The 15161-nt window shown below is 60.5% G+C and carries 14 protein-coding genes; 6 read left to right on the forward strand and 8 right to left on the reverse strand.

The genetic code is table 11. The annotated features are described in order from the left end of the window. Positions 1–106: 106 nt before the first annotated feature. Positions 107–2269: a primosomal protein N' gene (locus AB6B39_RS11995; protein ID WP_284370040.1), complete on the reverse strand. Its 2163-nt coding sequence runs from the start codon at positions 2267–2269 to the stop codon at positions 107–109. A gap of 62 nt (positions 2270–2331) precedes the next feature. Here AB6B39_RS11995 and fsa point away from each other — a divergent pair, with 62 nt between their 5' ends. Beyond that, the gene (gene fsa / locus AB6B39_RS12000) at positions 2332–2982 is read left to right on the forward strand and encodes a fructose-6-phosphate aldolase (protein WP_284370038.1); all 651 of its coding nucleotides are present in this window, start codon (positions 2332–2334) and stop codon (positions 2980–2982) included. Here fsa and AB6B39_RS12005 read toward each other — a convergent pair. From AB6B39_RS12005 to AB6B39_RS12025, 5 genes are read right to left on the reverse strand one after another with little or no spacing between them, the layout of a single operon-like run. Beyond that, positions 2979–3656: a PepSY domain-containing protein gene (locus AB6B39_RS12005; protein WP_371398599.1), complete on the reverse strand. Its 678-nt coding sequence runs from the start codon at positions 3654–3656 to the stop codon at positions 2979–2981. The two genes, fsa and AB6B39_RS12005, sit on opposite strands and share 4 nt — an antisense overlap. Before the next feature lie 10 nt (positions 3657–3666). Further along, on the reverse strand, positions 3667–5586 hold the full coding sequence (locus AB6B39_RS12010; RefSeq protein WP_284370034.1) for an ASKHA domain-containing protein: 1920 nt from the start codon (positions 5584–5586) through the stop codon (positions 3667–3669). A 44-nt stretch (positions 5587–5630) separates the two neighbouring features. Continuing rightward, positions 5631–6536 (reverse strand): dihydropteroate synthase, encoded by a 906-nt coding sequence (locus AB6B39_RS12015; RefSeq protein WP_284370032.1) that lies wholly within the window; start codon positions 6534–6536, stop codon positions 5631–5633. Positions 6537–6547: 11 nt separating this feature from the next. Beyond that, complete coding sequence (locus AB6B39_RS12020) at positions 6548–7138, reverse strand: DUF1638 domain-containing protein (RefSeq protein ID WP_284370030.1); 591 nt, start codon at positions 7136–7138, stop codon at positions 6548–6550. Beyond that, positions 7135–7821, reverse strand: coding sequence for a corrinoid protein (locus AB6B39_RS12025; protein WP_284370027.1), 687 nt, complete (start codon positions 7819–7821; stop codon positions 7135–7137). The genes AB6B39_RS12020 and AB6B39_RS12025 overlap by 4 nt, the downstream gene beginning before the upstream one ends. Before the next feature lie 82 nt (positions 7822–7903). Here AB6B39_RS12025 and AB6B39_RS12030 point away from each other — a divergent pair, with 82 nt between their 5' ends. Continuing rightward, the gene (locus tag AB6B39_RS12030; RefSeq protein ID WP_284370025.1) at positions 7904–8164 is read left to right on the forward strand and encodes a DUF1289 domain-containing protein; all 261 of its coding nucleotides are present in this window, start codon (positions 7904–7906) and stop codon (positions 8162–8164) included. A 73-nt stretch (positions 8165–8237) separates the two neighbouring features. Here the strand turns inward: AB6B39_RS12030 and AB6B39_RS12035 are convergent, their stop codons facing one another. Both AB6B39_RS12035 and AB6B39_RS12040 read right to left on the reverse strand, forming a co-directional pair. Then, on the reverse strand, positions 8238–8693 hold the full coding sequence (locus AB6B39_RS12035; RefSeq protein ID WP_284370023.1) for a DNA polymerase III subunit chi: 456 nt from the start codon (positions 8691–8693) through the stop codon (positions 8238–8240). A gap of 77 nt (positions 8694–8770) precedes the next feature. Further along, positions 8771–10282, reverse strand: coding sequence for a leucyl aminopeptidase (locus AB6B39_RS12040; protein ID WP_284370021.1), 1512 nt, complete (start codon positions 10280–10282; stop codon positions 8771–8773). A gap of 136 nt (positions 10283–10418) precedes the next feature. On the opposite strand from AB6B39_RS12040, the gene AB6B39_RS12045 reads away from it, so the two are divergent. The 4 genes from AB6B39_RS12045 (at position 10419) to pdxA (ending at position 15157) form a co-directional block, all read left to right on the forward strand. Then, complete coding sequence (locus AB6B39_RS12045; protein ID WP_284370019.1) at positions 10419–11573, forward strand: LptF/LptG family permease; 1155 nt, start codon at positions 10419–10421, stop codon at positions 11571–11573. Further along, positions 11573–12667 (forward strand): LptF/LptG family permease, encoded by a 1095-nt coding sequence (locus tag AB6B39_RS12050; protein ID WP_284370017.1) that lies wholly within the window; start codon positions 11573–11575, stop codon positions 12665–12667. Before AB6B39_RS12045 ends, AB6B39_RS12050 begins: the two co-directional genes overlap by 1 nt. 179 nt (positions 12668–12846) lie before the next feature. Further along, entirely contained in the window at positions 12847–14127 is a 1281-nt protein-coding gene (locus AB6B39_RS12055) for a peptidylprolyl isomerase (protein ID WP_284370015.1), read from the forward strand. A gap of 1 nt (position 14128) precedes the next feature. Next, positions 14129–15157 (forward strand): 4-hydroxythreonine-4-phosphate dehydrogenase PdxA, encoded by a 1029-nt coding sequence (gene pdxA / locus AB6B39_RS12060; RefSeq protein WP_284370013.1) that lies wholly within the window; start codon positions 14129–14131, stop codon positions 15155–15157. Positions 15158–15161 lie beyond the last annotated feature (4 nt).

Raw genomic sequence — 15161 nt, forward strand, 5'->3', positions numbered from 1 at the left:
ACGCCCCGTCGTTTCTCCCTAATCGCATTTGTAACCCTAGCTTATTGTTGAACTTTTGTAAACTAACACCCTTAGATTTTATAACACTCTTCATATCTCCTCGCCCCTACATGAAACTCTGCGGGTCGATGTCGATCTGGATCTTGTATTTGGTCGGGATGCGTTTTTGTTTGGCACGCCAGGTCGTCATATATTTTGACAGGTTCACATCCGGATCCGCGCGGATGAACAGGCGTTGCCGATACAGACCGCGCAAGCGCGCAATCGGGGCCTCAGAAGGCCCCAATATCTCCACACCATCGGCGCGCGGGGCCTTTGTCACGAAGTCTTTCGCCAGGTCCTTGACCTTTTTCAGGTCGGGGCCCCAGAGGATCACGGCGGCGATCCGGCCATAGGGCGGCAGGCCCAGCATCTCCCGCATCGCCATTTCGACGCCGACGAACAGGTCGCGGTCCCCGGCGACCAGGGCTTGCAGCGCTTCATGTTCCGGGTGGTGGGTCTGGATCAGCGCTTCGCCCGCCTTGTCGGCACGGCCAGCACGCCCGGCGACTTGTACCAGCGTCTGGTAGGTGCGTTCGCCCGCCCGCGGATCCGCCCCGCCCATCAACAGATCGCCGTCGACGACACCGACAAAGGTCAACTTGGGGAAATTGTGACCTTTGACCACCATTTGCGTTCCGACCAGAATATCGATCTCGCCCTGCTCCATCCGGCCGAGGCGCGCCTTGATCTCGTCAGGCGTCGCGGTCGTATCCGATGACAGTATTTCCACACGTGTCTGCGGAAAGTGCGTCTGGATTTCATCGGCGATGCGTTCGACCCCGGGGCCGATCGAGGTCAGCCCGTCCTCCGCGCCACATTTCGGGCACTCACGCGGCATTCGCATGGAAAACCCCGTCAAGTGACAGACGGCGCGGCCCGTGGCGCGGTGTTCGACCAGCCAGCTATCCGTGTCCGGGCTTTTCAGCCGCTCCCCGCACGCCCGGCAAAGGATCAGCGGCGCGTAACCGCGCCGGTTCATATAGAGCAGCGACTGTTCACCCCGGCTGATGCTGTCCGCGACCGCCTGAACCATGGGGGCAGAGAGAAACGCGCCCGTTTCCGGCTTGTGGACCTTCATGTCGATCAGGTCGATATCCGGCAAGGTGATCGCTCCGGGTCGTTCCGGCAGGACGATATGGGCGTAGCGTCCGCTCTGCGCATTATGCAGACTTTCCAGCGACGGGGTGGCCGAAGCGAGAATGACCGGACGATCTTCCAGCCGGCCCCGCAGGACGGACATATCGCGCGCATTATAGATTACGCCCTCTTCCTGCTTGAAGGACGTATCATGTTCTTCATCCACCACGATCAGACCCAGCTTTGCGAAAGGCAGAAACAGAGCCGAGCGTGCGCCGACAACCAGCTGCGCCCGGCCAGACGCCACTTCGCGCCAGCCGCGACGGCGTTCCGTGTCCGTGATGCTGCTATGCCAAGCGACGGGTTCGGCCCCGAAGCGCTGCGCAAAGCGAGCCAGACCTGCCTGTGTCAGGGCAATCTCCGGGACGAGGATCAAGACCTGCCGCCCTTGCCGCAATGCTTCGGCGACCGCCTCGAAATAGACTTCGGTTTTTCCGGATCCCGTGACGCCGTCCAGCAGAGAGACGGAAAACCGGTCCTTTTGCACTTGCGTCACCAGCTCCCGCGCGGCGACAGATTGCGCCTCGGTCAGATCGCGGCCAGCTCTGTCTGGATTGGGAACAGGATAGGGGGCATCGACGGGCCGCAGCTCACTGCGCATCAGCCCCGTTTTGACCAGGCCCTTGACCACGCCCGGCGAAATACCGGCTCGGGCCGCAATCTCCGACGCGCGAGCGGGAAAAGGTCCGCCCTCACTCAGCGCGGCGCGGCGCGCAGGGGTCAGATTGAGCGGGCGGTCCCCGGTGGGCTCGTAAAGGGTCGCGACAGGTGACGGATCAAGTGCCTTCCAGCTTCGCAGGACCATCCGCAACACTTGGCCCGGCGAGGCCACATTGTAACGGGCGACCCAGTCGATGAAATCGAGCATGGCGAGTGGCAAAGCCCGGGTCGCCTTGATCTCCGCAATTTCCTTGAGTGCGCGTCCGGGCTCGGCCTCGCCGAGCGACATGACGACACCAAGCTTCATCTGCTTGCCGATCGGCGCGAAGACAAATTCGCCTCGCGACAAACGCATAGGGTCCGGCACGGCGTAATCGAATGCGCCGGGGACATTGACGGGAAACAGGATTTGAGCGGTGCGCGAACCCATAGGGCGTGATAACGCAAGTGAGACAGACTCGCTTGCAATTATCCACACAGGACGCACCCACCATGAAATTCTTCGTCGATAGCGCTGATATAGACGCCATTTCCGAACTCGCGGACATCGGACTGGTCGACGGTGTGACCACGAACCCGTCCATCATCGCCAAATCGGGTCGCGACTTCAAAGAGGTGGTCAAGGAAATCTGTGGCCTTACGCAGGGCCATGTCTCGGCAGAGGTCGTCGCCACCCAGGCCGACGACATGATCCGCGAAGGCCGGACACTGCGCACCATTGCGGATAATGTCTGCGTCAAGCTGCCTCTGACGCTGGACGGGCTGAAGGCATGCAAGACGTTGTCATCCGAAGGCACGCCGACCAATGTCACGCTTTGTTTTTCGCCCAATCAGGCGTTGCTAGCCGCCAAAGTGGGCGCGACCTATATCTCGCCCTTCATCGGTCGGCTGGACGACATCACGCTGGACGGAATGGAGCTGATCCAGGACATTCGCGAGATTTACGACAATTATGGGTATGAAACCGAAGTGCTCGCGGCATCGATCAGGTCCGTCAATCACGTCAAGGACTGCGCGCTAGTCGGTGCCGACGTCATCACGGCCCCGCCTGCCGTTATCAAGAACCTCGCCAACCATCCTCTGACGGACAAGGGGCTCGCCGCCTTTCTGAAAGACTGGGAAGGCACGGGGCAGTCGATCTAACTGCGTACTGATCGGCGCCTCGGTCGCCACAGCAGGATCAGGCCGCTCAGGGCGAAGAGAGTTGCCAGCCCGCTCGCCAGACAAATCCACCATGTATTAAAATTCTCGCCGGATGGTTCGAGAATATGAATACGCCAGGCGATATCGAACCAGCGCCAGCGGGACGTCCGCACGCGGATCAGTTGTCCCGTCGTTGCATCGATGTAGAGCCGCGCATTGGCGGGCTGAGTCAGCGTGACTTGCCAGACGGGCAAGGGTCCTGAATAATCCATCGGCGCCCGATCAAGCTTGCGCATATGCGCGATTTCGCTCTTGACCTTCAGTACATCCCCGACCTTGTTGCGAATGGCAGCTTCTTCGAATGCGGGCAGCGCTACGCCCGTGCGTGCATCGATCACGGACCGACCGCCGGGACGGTTGATAATGAATGCCGGGGTTCCGAGCGCGTCGATCAAGGTCACGGACCGGGCATCGTTAACCAGCGGCAGGGAGTAATCGGCGGCAATCAGATCAAAGGCCGGCTCTCCGGCCAGATGGTTGCCGCGAATTTCCTCGATCGGTTTGAGCGTCATGAAAAAACCGGTCGCGAACCAGCTGAGAGCCAAGAGACCCAACGCCCAGCCTGACCAGTAATGCGCCTGACGGACGATACGCAGGAATTGAAAGCGTGACATGGAAGCGACCCTAACGTCGTCTGCGGCCACCGGATCGGCGACCTTTGGTGCGTCCCGTCGCTTCGGGCGCGCTCGGGAAGGCCATAGCCTCAACGAAGTAGGTCTGAAAGCGCGGTTCCAGCGCCGTTTCGATTTTTACGACGGTTTTGACAGCGTCCCGGACGCGCTGGCGCTGAGTTTTGTCTATCAGGCACATGGCCGCCCCCATCCCGGCCGCATTGCCGACCGCCTTGATCGTGTCTGCGCCATTGTGCGGGATGATCCCGATCTCCGCGACGTAAGTCGGATCGAGATGGGTGCCGAAGGCCCCGGCCAGCAATACTTCATCGAAATGTTCGCAGTCTAGTTCTTCCGCGACGAGGCGCGCCCCTGCCATGAGTGCTGCCTTGGCGAGCTGAACGGCACGAATATCAGTCTGCTTGAGTGTGATGTCGCCAATCAAACGGTAGGTCGTGACGCCACCCTCTTCGGAAAAGCGATCAGGCGCGATTTCCGGTCTGAACAATCCGGACCGATCGATCAGCCCGGCACGCGCCAGTTCGACGATGACTTCGAAGATCGCCGACCCGCAGAGGCCGGGAGAGTTCACATCAGTGATGGTGTCATCAGAAAAGCCTTCGTCCCGACCGATGACCTTCACTTCGCAATCAAAGGTCTCTGGATTGATCCTTACCCGTTCGATTGCAGAATCACAGGCCCTGACGCCGCAGCTGATCTCCGCGCCTTCCAATGCGGGTCCCGTCGGCGAACTGGCTGCCGCGACCTTCCCATTATGGCTCAGCACGATTTCTGCATTCGTTCCGATATCGACGAGCAGCACGGTGCGCCCATCCATCCGGTCCATCTGGGTCAGATAAGCCGCCGCCGTGTCTGCGCCGACATGTCCGCCGATCAGCGGCAGGAGCGAGACGCGCGCCTGTTCTGTCAGGCCGAGATCGAGCATATCGCCGGGCAGGTCGAGCCAGTCCTTGACCGCCAGCGTAAAGGGCGATTGCCCCAGCGGTGTCGGGTCTACGCCGATCAGCGTATGGTGCATGATCGGATTGCCGACACAAACCAGTTCCAGGATCTGGTCGACATCTGCGCCGATGGAATTGCGCGCCTCCGCGATCATCTCACGGAGTTGACCCTGCACCGCCGCTGCCAGCTTCTCGCGCCCGTCCACATTCATCATAACGTAGCTGACGCGGCTCATCACGTCTTCGCCAAAGCGGATCTGCGGGTTCATGGCGGAGGCCTGATGCACCAGCACGCCGGAACGCAGGTCGTAAAGGTAGAGCGCGACCGAGGTCGAACCGATGTCGATCGCTGCACCGTAAAGCCCGTCCCGGTCCGGTGGCCAGATGTCGACGACGCGGACATCATCCCGAATGACGGCAATCAGTGTGCGGTCATGCGCCGCCAGCAAAGGCTGGATCGTCATAATGACGCGCGGATCGACGGTGACCGCCCCGCCCAACGCATCGATCAGGCTCTCCGTATCCGACAGATGGTCATGGAGGGTCGGCTCGGGCAGCTTGACCATCTTCAATGCAATCGGCGGGTCAACAGGTCCGGGCAGGTCGAAGGCGGCCTTGCGGATTGCGCTTTCGCGGTGTCGCGCATGGGGCGGGATGTCAATAACGGCATCGCCTGTGACCTTGGCTCGACAGGCCAGCCGGTAACCAGTCGCCATATCCCCGTCATGAATGGCTTTCTTCTCCGCCGGACGGAGTTTGTAGAGCGCATCATCCGTGACAGTCAGCCCGAATTTGGCGTGCTGACCCGTTTCCAGCGAGCACTGGCACCGCTTGCAGATACCATGGCCGCCACAGATCGACTGAATATCCACGCCCGCGCGCAAGGCGGCGTCATAGACGGACTCCCCGGGGGTGGCGGTGGTCTGCACGCCGGCAGGGGTGAAGATGAGTGTATGGGTTGTTTCGGTCATCTTCGTTCCATAGTTTCTTCCCCCTTCAGGGGGAGGAAAATTGATTATCCCCGACGTCGCCCACCACGCCTGCTACCGCCTCTGCGACCGCCCTCGCCGGGCACCGGTTTCGGTCGGTTTATCGCAATCCAGTTGGTGCAGTCCGGGTCATTCCCCGCCAGCATGTCGCCTGCCTTGATCGCCGGGACCAGACCGTCATCATAAACGTTCAGGATCGCACTGGTCATGCCCGCGGCCTGCAACATCGGCAGGAAGGCATTATGGACGGCATGTCGATTTGGCAGGCCGAAAGCGACGTTGGACGCGCCGCAGGTCGTGTTGACCCCCAGTTCGTCGCGCAGGCGCCGGACCAGTCGAAAGACATCCTTCCCAGCTGAGTTCACCGCACCGACTGGCATGACGAGCGGATCCACAACCACATCATCCGCTTTGATGCCGTAATCAGCCGCGCGATGCACGATACGTTTGGCGACCTCGAAACGCTCGTCGGGATCTTCGCTGATGCCTGTATCGTCGTTGGAAATCGCAACGACGGCACAATCATATTTCTTGATCAGCGGTAGAACGAATTCCAGGCTATCTTCCTCACCCGTCACGGAGTTGACCAGCGGACGACCCTGATAGGCGGCTAGACCGGATTCCAGAGCGGGCTTGACCGAACTGTCGATCACGAGCGGTGTTTCCACCTGTCCCTGCAACAGCGTAATCACTTCGGACATGATCTTGGCTTCGTCGGTCAGCGGAACACCGACATTGACGTCCAGCAGCTGGGCACCCGCCTCAATCTGCTTTTGTGCCTCCTTGACGACGCGCCAGTAATTACCGTCCTTCAGCTCGGCGGCGAATTTGGGGCGATTGGTCGGATTGATGCGCTCGCCGATCATGACGAAAGGCTGATCGAATCCGATCACGACTTCCTGCGTCGGTGATGCCAGAATAGTGCGGGCCATGAAGAACCTCTTTATGCAGCGATTGGAGCGGTGAGACGTGCCAGATCTCGCGCAAAGGGTGACAATCCGGTCGGGCGATGTTCAAATGCCAGACCGAGCCGATCCGCAGCCAGCTTTGCCTTCTGCAACAGATCGGGATCCGCGCTCTGGGACAGATAGACCAGCCGGGTATAGTGATTGAAATAAAGATCGCGCAGTTCGGGCTTGCGGTCGAGGCCGAGCGGACGGATCACCATCGCTTCGAATTGCCGCGCCAAAAAATCGGTCAGGAAAAACGTCCCGAGCTCTTCTTCCATCATGGCATCGAATTCGGGTCGCCCTGCGAAAAAGGCGTAGCAATGCGCGCCCGGCAGACGCTCCAAGCCGCGCTCGGAACAGAGCCGGTCCAGCCCCCCGCCCGTCCCGCAATCGCCAAATGCAATGACAGTTCGCGCATATTGACCGGCTGTCGCGTCGAGTAAGGCCTCGATCGCCGGCACGATCCGGTCCGGGCGATTATGCAGGATCGCCGGCACGCAGCGCAGATCATAGGCTGGCAACTGATCGCTGAGCGCAGGGATTTCGCGTGCCAGCGCGCCGCAGGCCAGAATCAGCGTCTTCATCTGTTGAGACCGACAATGGTTTTGGCCAGCTCCGCCGTCGTCGCCGCATCCGGCCCGTAAGCCTGCGCCTTGATCGCGTCCGCAAACTCCTGATTGACGGGTGCACCGCCGACCATGACGGGCAAGTCCTTGAGCATGTTGCGCTTTTCAAGATCCTCGATCACCACGCCCATATAGGGCATGGTCGTGGTCAGCAGCGCGCTCATGCCGAGAATATGCGGGTCATGTTTGTCTATCGCTTCGAGGAATTCGTCCAGCGACGTGTTGATGCCAAGATCGAACACGTCGAACCCGGCCCCTTCCAGCATCATGCCGACCAGATTCTTGCCGATATCGTGTATGTCGCCTTTGACTGTACCGATCACGACACGGCCTGTGGAGACCTTGGTATCCGACGCCGCCAATATGGGGCGCAGCAGGTTCATGCCGCCTTTCATCGCATTGGCGGCGCTGAGCACTTCCGGCACGAAGAGAATGCCGTCGGCAAAATCGAGCCCGACGATGCGCATGGCTTCGACCAGCGATTCAGACAGGATCCGGTTGGCATCCCACCCCCGATCAAGCAGGATTTGCGTCCCCTCGGCAATCTCGGGACCCATACCGTCATAGAGGTCGTCCTTCATCTGCTCGACGAGCTCATCGTCGGACAGATCAGCCAGGATCAATTCGGGTTCATCGGACATGGCCGAGCCTCTAGGTCAGAGCAGCCTGAAAGTCGATATAAAAAAAACTTTATATGCTGTGAAAGGGCCGCTATGGAACTGCATGGCGACGAATATGACACCCGAAGAGATCGCGGCACTGGAACCCGTTGAGAGCCCTTGCGTCCTGATTTGTTCGATGGATCGGGAGAGCGGATTCTGCTTTGGCTGTGGCCGCACCACAGACGAGATCGCCTATTGGGGTCTGCGCTCGAAAGAGGAGCGCGACGTCATCATGGCCGAACTTCCCGCCCGCATGCCGGAGTTGAAGGCAAAACTGGAAGAGCGTCGCAAGAAGCGTCGGACCAACAGGCGACGAAAATAAGCGGGTCAGGGCGACACCGATCGTCAATGCTCTGGCTGGATCCCCGCCTTCGCGGGAATGAGCGACGATCAGATCAAGCCTTTTTTTCCCAGCCGCCCTGGCTAGTCTGCTGCCAATAGCTCATCTTGGCGTCTTGATTCTTAAGCGCTTTCCAGCGCGCGCGTTCACGCTGAACGGCGTCTTCGGACCGGCCATCGATCATGACCATAACCCGGCTCGCGCCTTCGACCGATGCCAGCGCCGCACCGTCGATCAGGAAAACGGCATCAAACCCGGACGCCGCCTCGGTTGCATTGGACAGTAGGATGGGCTGCTGATCCGCGCGGCCCCGATCTTCCCGCCCATGAGGCAGAAAGCTCTGATCCTGAAAGGTCCAGAGATAATCATCCCACTCGGCCAGATCCGTGCCGTCCGGAAAGCGCACCAGAGCGCGCCAGCCCTTCGACAATGTTTTGGTCAGCAGGTCCGGCAGCACGCCTTTCAGCGTGCTCGCTTCCAGATGGTAGAACCAGTATTCCGGCTGCGTCACGCCTGAGCCGCGCGCTGCGCGGTCCGCAATGCAGTGCGCTGCGGCGCTCCGGAGCGAGCCGCCAAAGGGCTGTTCACCTAGCCCTCCGCGCCTTCATGATTGTCGGCAATCCAGCGATTGAGCAGGCGCACGCCGAAACCGGTTCCGAAGGTCGTTTCGCGCGGATCGGTCCGACCTGACGGTTTCATCGCCGTCCCGGCCACGTCCAAATGCGCCCACGCCGTATCTTTGGGGACAAAGCGTTTCAGGAATTGCGCCGCCGTGATCGACCCTGCCGCACGCCCACCGATATTCTTCATGTCGGCATTGGGCGAGTTGAGCAGCTTATCATAGGAAGTGTGTAACGGCAGACGCCAGAGCTTGTCCGTGCTGGCCTCTCCCGCCAGAGTGAGCTGTTCCGCCAGGCCGTCATCATTGGAAAACAGACCGGCATATTCATTGCCAAGACCGATAATGATGGCCCCAGTCAGGGTCGCCAGATCGACACAGGCTGCGGGTTTGAAACGCTCAATACTGTAATGCAGCGCATCGCAAAGAACGAGACGGCCTTCCGCGTCCGTATTCTGCACTTCGATCGTCTGACCGGACATGGAAGTGACGATATCGCCCGGATTTTGCGCACGCCCATCCGGCATGTTCTCGACCAGCCCGACAACGCCGATAACGTTCGCCTTGGCCTTGCGTTTGGCCAGCGTCATCATCGTCCCGACGACAGCCGCAGAACCGCCCATATCGCCTTTCATGTCCCACATATTGGGACCGGGCTTCAGACTGATACCCCCGGCATCGAAGGTCAGGCCCTTGCCGACCAGCAGGGCAGGTGCCGCATCGTCAGCGCCGTGCATATGCTTCAGAATGACGAGGAAGCTTTCCCGCTCCGAGCCCTTGCCGACACCGAGCAGCGCTTCCATGCCCAGTTCTTCCATCTGGGCTTCGTCCAGCACTTCGACTTCAAGGCCAAAGGCTTCCAGCTCGGTCAGCCGATTCTTATAGGTTTCCGGATAGAGCATGTTCGGCGGTTCGTTCACAAGATCGCGCGCGAACACCATGCCGTCACCAATCGGACCGTAATAATTGTCATAGGCCGCCTGCGCCGCTTCCGGATCGTCCGTGGCGATTCTGACCGTATCGAGCGGCTTGACCTTGGGCAGGGTCGCCTTGGATTTGCGGCGGTTGAAGATATAGGTGGCCAGTCGCGCGCCCAGCGCGGCGCGCGCCGCATCATCTGCCGTGGCGTCGGACCCGCCAAGATGGATCGTCAGTTCAGTAACGCCGGAGCCTTTCATGGCTTTGGCCGTTTCCGCCACGGCCAATTCATAATCGAAGGTCTCCGCATCGCCCCGTGCCCGAACGAAAAGTTGCACGGCCCCGTCGCCACGGGAGACGAATGTCGAGAATTTCTGCTTCGGCTTGCCTTTGAAGCCTGTCGCCGCAGCGACAGCGTCAAGACCGGCATCGGGATATAGTCGGTCATAGCCGACATTAGCGCCATGATCGGCAATGATCAGAGCTGCGCCGCTGGATGCGGCCTCGTCCTTCACGAAGCTGACGCTCACAGTTTCGGTCAATTCGGCTGAGTTTTTGTTCATGACGGATCGGGTCCAATATATCTGGAAGTTAAGCGGGTTCTGACTGGTAATGCGGTGCGCTTGAAATTAAAAGCAGCATAAGACGTTCCGTCGGCAATGATTGCAGCGAGACGTCAGAAAAGGTCTCAATGCTCCCATGCCGCTTATTCAGCGATATCTCTGGTCGCAAGCCTTCTGGCCGACCCTGCTGACGCTGGCGGCCCTGGCGCTCCTGGCGCTGCTGACGCAATCCTTGCAGACACTGGACCTGATCGTCGAAAATCGACAGAGCGCTCTGACCTTTCTGAAGATTACCGGGCTGGCCCTGCCACAGCTAATCGGAATCATCCTGCCGCTCGCCGTTTTCATGGCGGCCCTCTACGCGCTGAACCGGATGAACGGTGATTCGGAAATCATCGTCGCGAAGGCCGCCGGCGCGTCGCCCTGGCAGATCGGCTCGCCCTTGGTCAGGCTCGGCGTCATGGCCATGATCGCACATCTGGTGATTACGCTGGCCATCCAGCCGCTCTCGTTCCGCGAGATGCGACAGGAAGTTCTGAAAGTCAGAACCGATCTGGCCTCACAGCTTGTACAGCCGGGTGAATTCGTCACTCCGGCGCGTGATCTGACCATCTATGCGCGCGATCTTGGCGCAGGCGGAGAACTCAGCGACGTCATCATTCATGATGCGCGTGATGCGGAGGACGTCATCACCCATATGGCTAGAACCGGCATCGTGCAGCGGACACCTGCCGGTGCCGCTCTGCTGCTTAGCGACGGAACGGTTCAGCAGCGCCTGGCGGACGACACGCTCGACGTGGTCGAATTCGAGAATTATCGCCTCGACCTGTCCGATGCCTTCGCCTTTGACACCAATCTGCGGCTGAAACCATCGGACATGTTTCTGCATGAATTGCTGCGCCCCGACCCGCGAAACTTCGTTTACGGCACGCAGAAGCAGGAAATGGCGGCGGAAGGTCATTCGCGGCTGGCGGCGCCGCTTTATAATATCGCGCTCGTCATGCTGGCTCTCTGCTTCATGATCCGCGGCGAACATCAGCGGCTGGGCTATGGGCGGCGTATCGTCATCTGTGCGGTGCTGGGCTTCGTTTTGCGTCTGTCGGGCTTCGCAGCGGCATCTGCGGCCGAGGACACAATCAGCCTCAACAGCCTGCAATATGCCATTCCGCTCGTGACCATGCTGCTCTGCGGTATCTATCTGATCATGCGGCCCCGCCCGGTCAAACTGGGGGCGGGCCGCCGGAGAGCGGCCTATGTGGCCAGTGTCGAGAAACTCGGGACGAGCGGATAGTGCCCTATACGCTGACCCGATATATCTTCCTGCGCGCCCTGCGCAGCCTGTTCGTCGCCTTTTTCGTGGTCACGAGCATCATCATGCTGGTCGATTTCGTCGAGGCCAATCGCGACCTCGGGGCGGAACTGGACATATCGTCCCTGCAGCTTCTGTGGCTGACGGCTCTCAAGACGCCCAGCCTGATCGAACAGACCATTCCTTTCGTCGTGCTGTTCGGCATGATGGGCGCGATCAATGGCATGAACCGCCGTTCGGAACTGATCGTGATGCGCGCTTCCGGACAGTCCGCCTGGTCGATCATAAGGCCCTGCCTGTGGCTCGCCGCCTTGCTCGGCATTGCGTGGGCGCTCGCCTTCAATCCCCTGTCCACGCGCATGAATGATCAATTCGAAGCGCTGTCTGCGGAATGGATGGGCGGCGATCAGCAACTTTTCGAGCGCGATATCTGGCTCCGCGAGGGACGTGACGATCAGCAGATCGTCATCCGTGCGCCATCTGTTGATCTCGCCGCGCGCACCCTCGACAATCCGACGTTCTACATTCTCGAACGCGACAGTGAAGGCGACCCCCGCTTCGCCCGCCGCTATGACGCCGCCAGCGCCCAGCTCGTCGTGCAAGGTTACTGGCAGCTTCTCGATGTGATCGAAAACGTTCCCGGCGAACAGCCCGAACGGCTCGACGCCGTGTCTTTGCCAACAACCATCGACACGCAAATCCTCAGCGAGCAGGCCGGAGGCCGTGCCCAAGCCGGGTTCTGGGAAATGCCGACCACGATCCGCGAGAACGAGAAAGCCGGCTTTTCCGCCCGCGATCTGCGGCTGAAATTCAACCGCCTTCTCTCTCTGCCGGTCATGCTGATCGCAATGACCTTTATCGCGGCGGGCGTGTCCATGAGCCTGACCCGCGAAGGCGGCACGTTGCGCCTTCTGATTACCGGCTCAGCCCTGGGGTTCACAGTCTTCTTTGCCGATTCGATGGTCGGAGCCTTTGGCGAAGTCGCCATCCTGCCTGTCTATGTCGCCGCTTGGTCGATCCCGTTGATCGTCCTGTTCCTCGGGGTCGGCTATCTGGCTAAGATCGAGGATGGCTAAGACCGGATTGTCATAGGTCCCACTGCGCCATGACCATTAATTAAGGTCCGACACGGCCCGCCCATCCCTATAGGAGGAACCGTCTTGTGCGATTGCCCCTCTGCGGCAGTCCCGCTAAGACGATAGGCTCACCGGATCCGGTCGCCTTGTGCCGACATCAGATGGAATAGACGATAGACATGATCATGACGTTCGCGACATCCAAACGCCTGCTGACATCCGGGCTGGTAACACTGGCGCTGTCTACAGCCGCGCTGCCAGCCTTGGCGCAACAAGCCGCGCCGGCCCCGTCCCCCAACAGTCACAGCATCGCTGCCGTGGTCAATAGCGACATCATCACCAGCCATGACCTGCGCCAGCGTGTTCTGTTCATGCTGGCCACGACTGGCGTGGAGCGGACCGAAGACAATCTGCGACGCGTGCAGGCGCAGGCCCTGCGCAACCTGATCGACGAACATCTCCAGATGCAGGAAGCTGAAAAATATGATCAGTCGATTGACGACCGGGAGGTCAACCAGAATGTCGCCCGGCTGATCGGACGCAACGGGCTGGAGCCACAGGAAGTGGTCGAGCGCCTGTCCGCCGTCGGCGTTTCGATCGAAACATTGCGCGATCAGGTCCGTTCCGAGATTGCCTGGCAGCGGATCGTCAACGGTCTGTTCGGATCGCGGATCCGGATCAGCGACACCGTCATCGAGGAAACCCTGGCCCGCATCACCGCCGACGCCAACGAACCATCCTACCGGCTGGCTGAAATCTATATCGAAGCCACACCGGAAATTGGCGGTCCTCAAGGCGCTCGCGACGGGGCTCAGGCCATGATCGACCAGCTGGGTCAGGGCGCGCCTTTCCCTTTGCTGGCGCAGCAATTTTCCAGCGCGCCATCGGCGGCTACGGGCGGCGATATGGGATGGCTGAAAGCGGGTGATCTGCGTCCGCAGATCGCAGCGGTTCTGCCTGAGCTGGATCCCGGCGAAGTCTCCGAACCTATCATCGTTCCGGGCGGGGCCTATGTTGTCGCCTTGCTGGAGACACGTGTGTCAGAGGTCGATACCTTGTTCCGCCTGTCGCAGGTGCGGGTTGAAGCCGATACATTCGCGGACGCCCAGGCCCGATTGACGGAAATTCAGCCGACACTCACAAGCTGCGACGCGCTAGACGACGCCGTTGCCGATCTCGAAGACGTCACCACCGCCTCCATGGGTGAGCTTAAAGCCTCCGAATTGAGCGAGGAAATTCAGGTCCGGCTGCAGGATGTTCAGGTCGGCGAAATGACGGATGCATTCGAAGGCCCGACCGGTGCCGCCGTAATCATGGTCTGCAAGCGCGAGACGACAGGATCTGAAATCCCGACCCGCGACGCGATCGAAAACCGTCTGATGGATACGCAGCTGGCACAGGCATCTCGCCGTCACCTGCGCGATCTACGCCGCAAGGCCACTATCTCTGTCCGGGGATAGGGTGAAACCGCTCGCCCTGACACTGGGCGACCCGGCGGGCATCGGCCCGGAAATCAGCTGGAAAGCCTGGGAGCGTCTGCGCGGCGAGCCGGATCATGCCTTCGCACTGATTGCACCGCCCGACGCGCTGACGCAGATCGACCGCGCCGACTATCCTCTGCGCGTGATCGCGCAGCTGGGCGACGCAGCGTCCGTCTTCGACGAGGCGCTTCCGGTCCTGCCGATTGACGGTAGCGGGGCCCGCCCCGGGCAACCCGACCCGGCCCACGCTGACACGGTTACGCGCAGCATTCGAACCGCGGTGGAGCTGGCATCCGACCGGCAGGCCGATGCCGTCGTGACCAATCCGATCGCCAAGGATGTGCTATACCGGGCCGGGTTCGCCTTTCCGGGCCACACGGAATATCTCGGTGCATTGTGTGAGGGCACGGACACGCCATATCATCCCGGTCCCGTCATGATGCTCAGCGCGCCGGATGACCAAGGCGGCAAAGGACAGCGCCTCGACCTCCGCGTCGGATTGGTTACAATCCATATTCCGCTCTGTCAGACCTGCGACGCCATCACCCACCAGGCCGTATTGGACGCCGCGCGAACGATGCTCGGGGCGCTGTGTCAGGATTTCGGCATTCAAAATCCCCGGCTCGCCGTTTGCGGTCTGAATCCGCATGCGGGGGAGAATGGCGCGCTCGGGACTGAAGACCGCGACGTCATCAACCCTGTCTGCCGTCTGCTGCGCGCAGAAGGCCATCAGGTGACGGACGCTCTGCCCGCCGATACGCTGTTTCACGCCGAAGCGCGCCGGTCTTACGACGGGGTTCTGGCCATGTATCACGACCAGGGTCTGATCCCGGTCAAAACGCTCGATTTTCACCGCGGTGTTAATATCACCCTCGGCCTGCCGATCGTTCGGACCTCGCCCGATCACGGCACTGCCTTCGACATTGCCGGACAGGGCATCGCCCGGCCTGACAGTCTGATTGCCGCGATCCGCAAGGCGCGCGAGATTGCGAACTACCGTCATGGCTGATGCA

Origin of the sequence: Algimonas porphyrae (genome assembly GCF_041429795.1) — a bacterium.
GTDB classification, from domain to species: Bacteria; Pseudomonadota; Alphaproteobacteria; order Caulobacterales; family Maricaulaceae; genus Litorimonas; species Litorimonas porphyrae.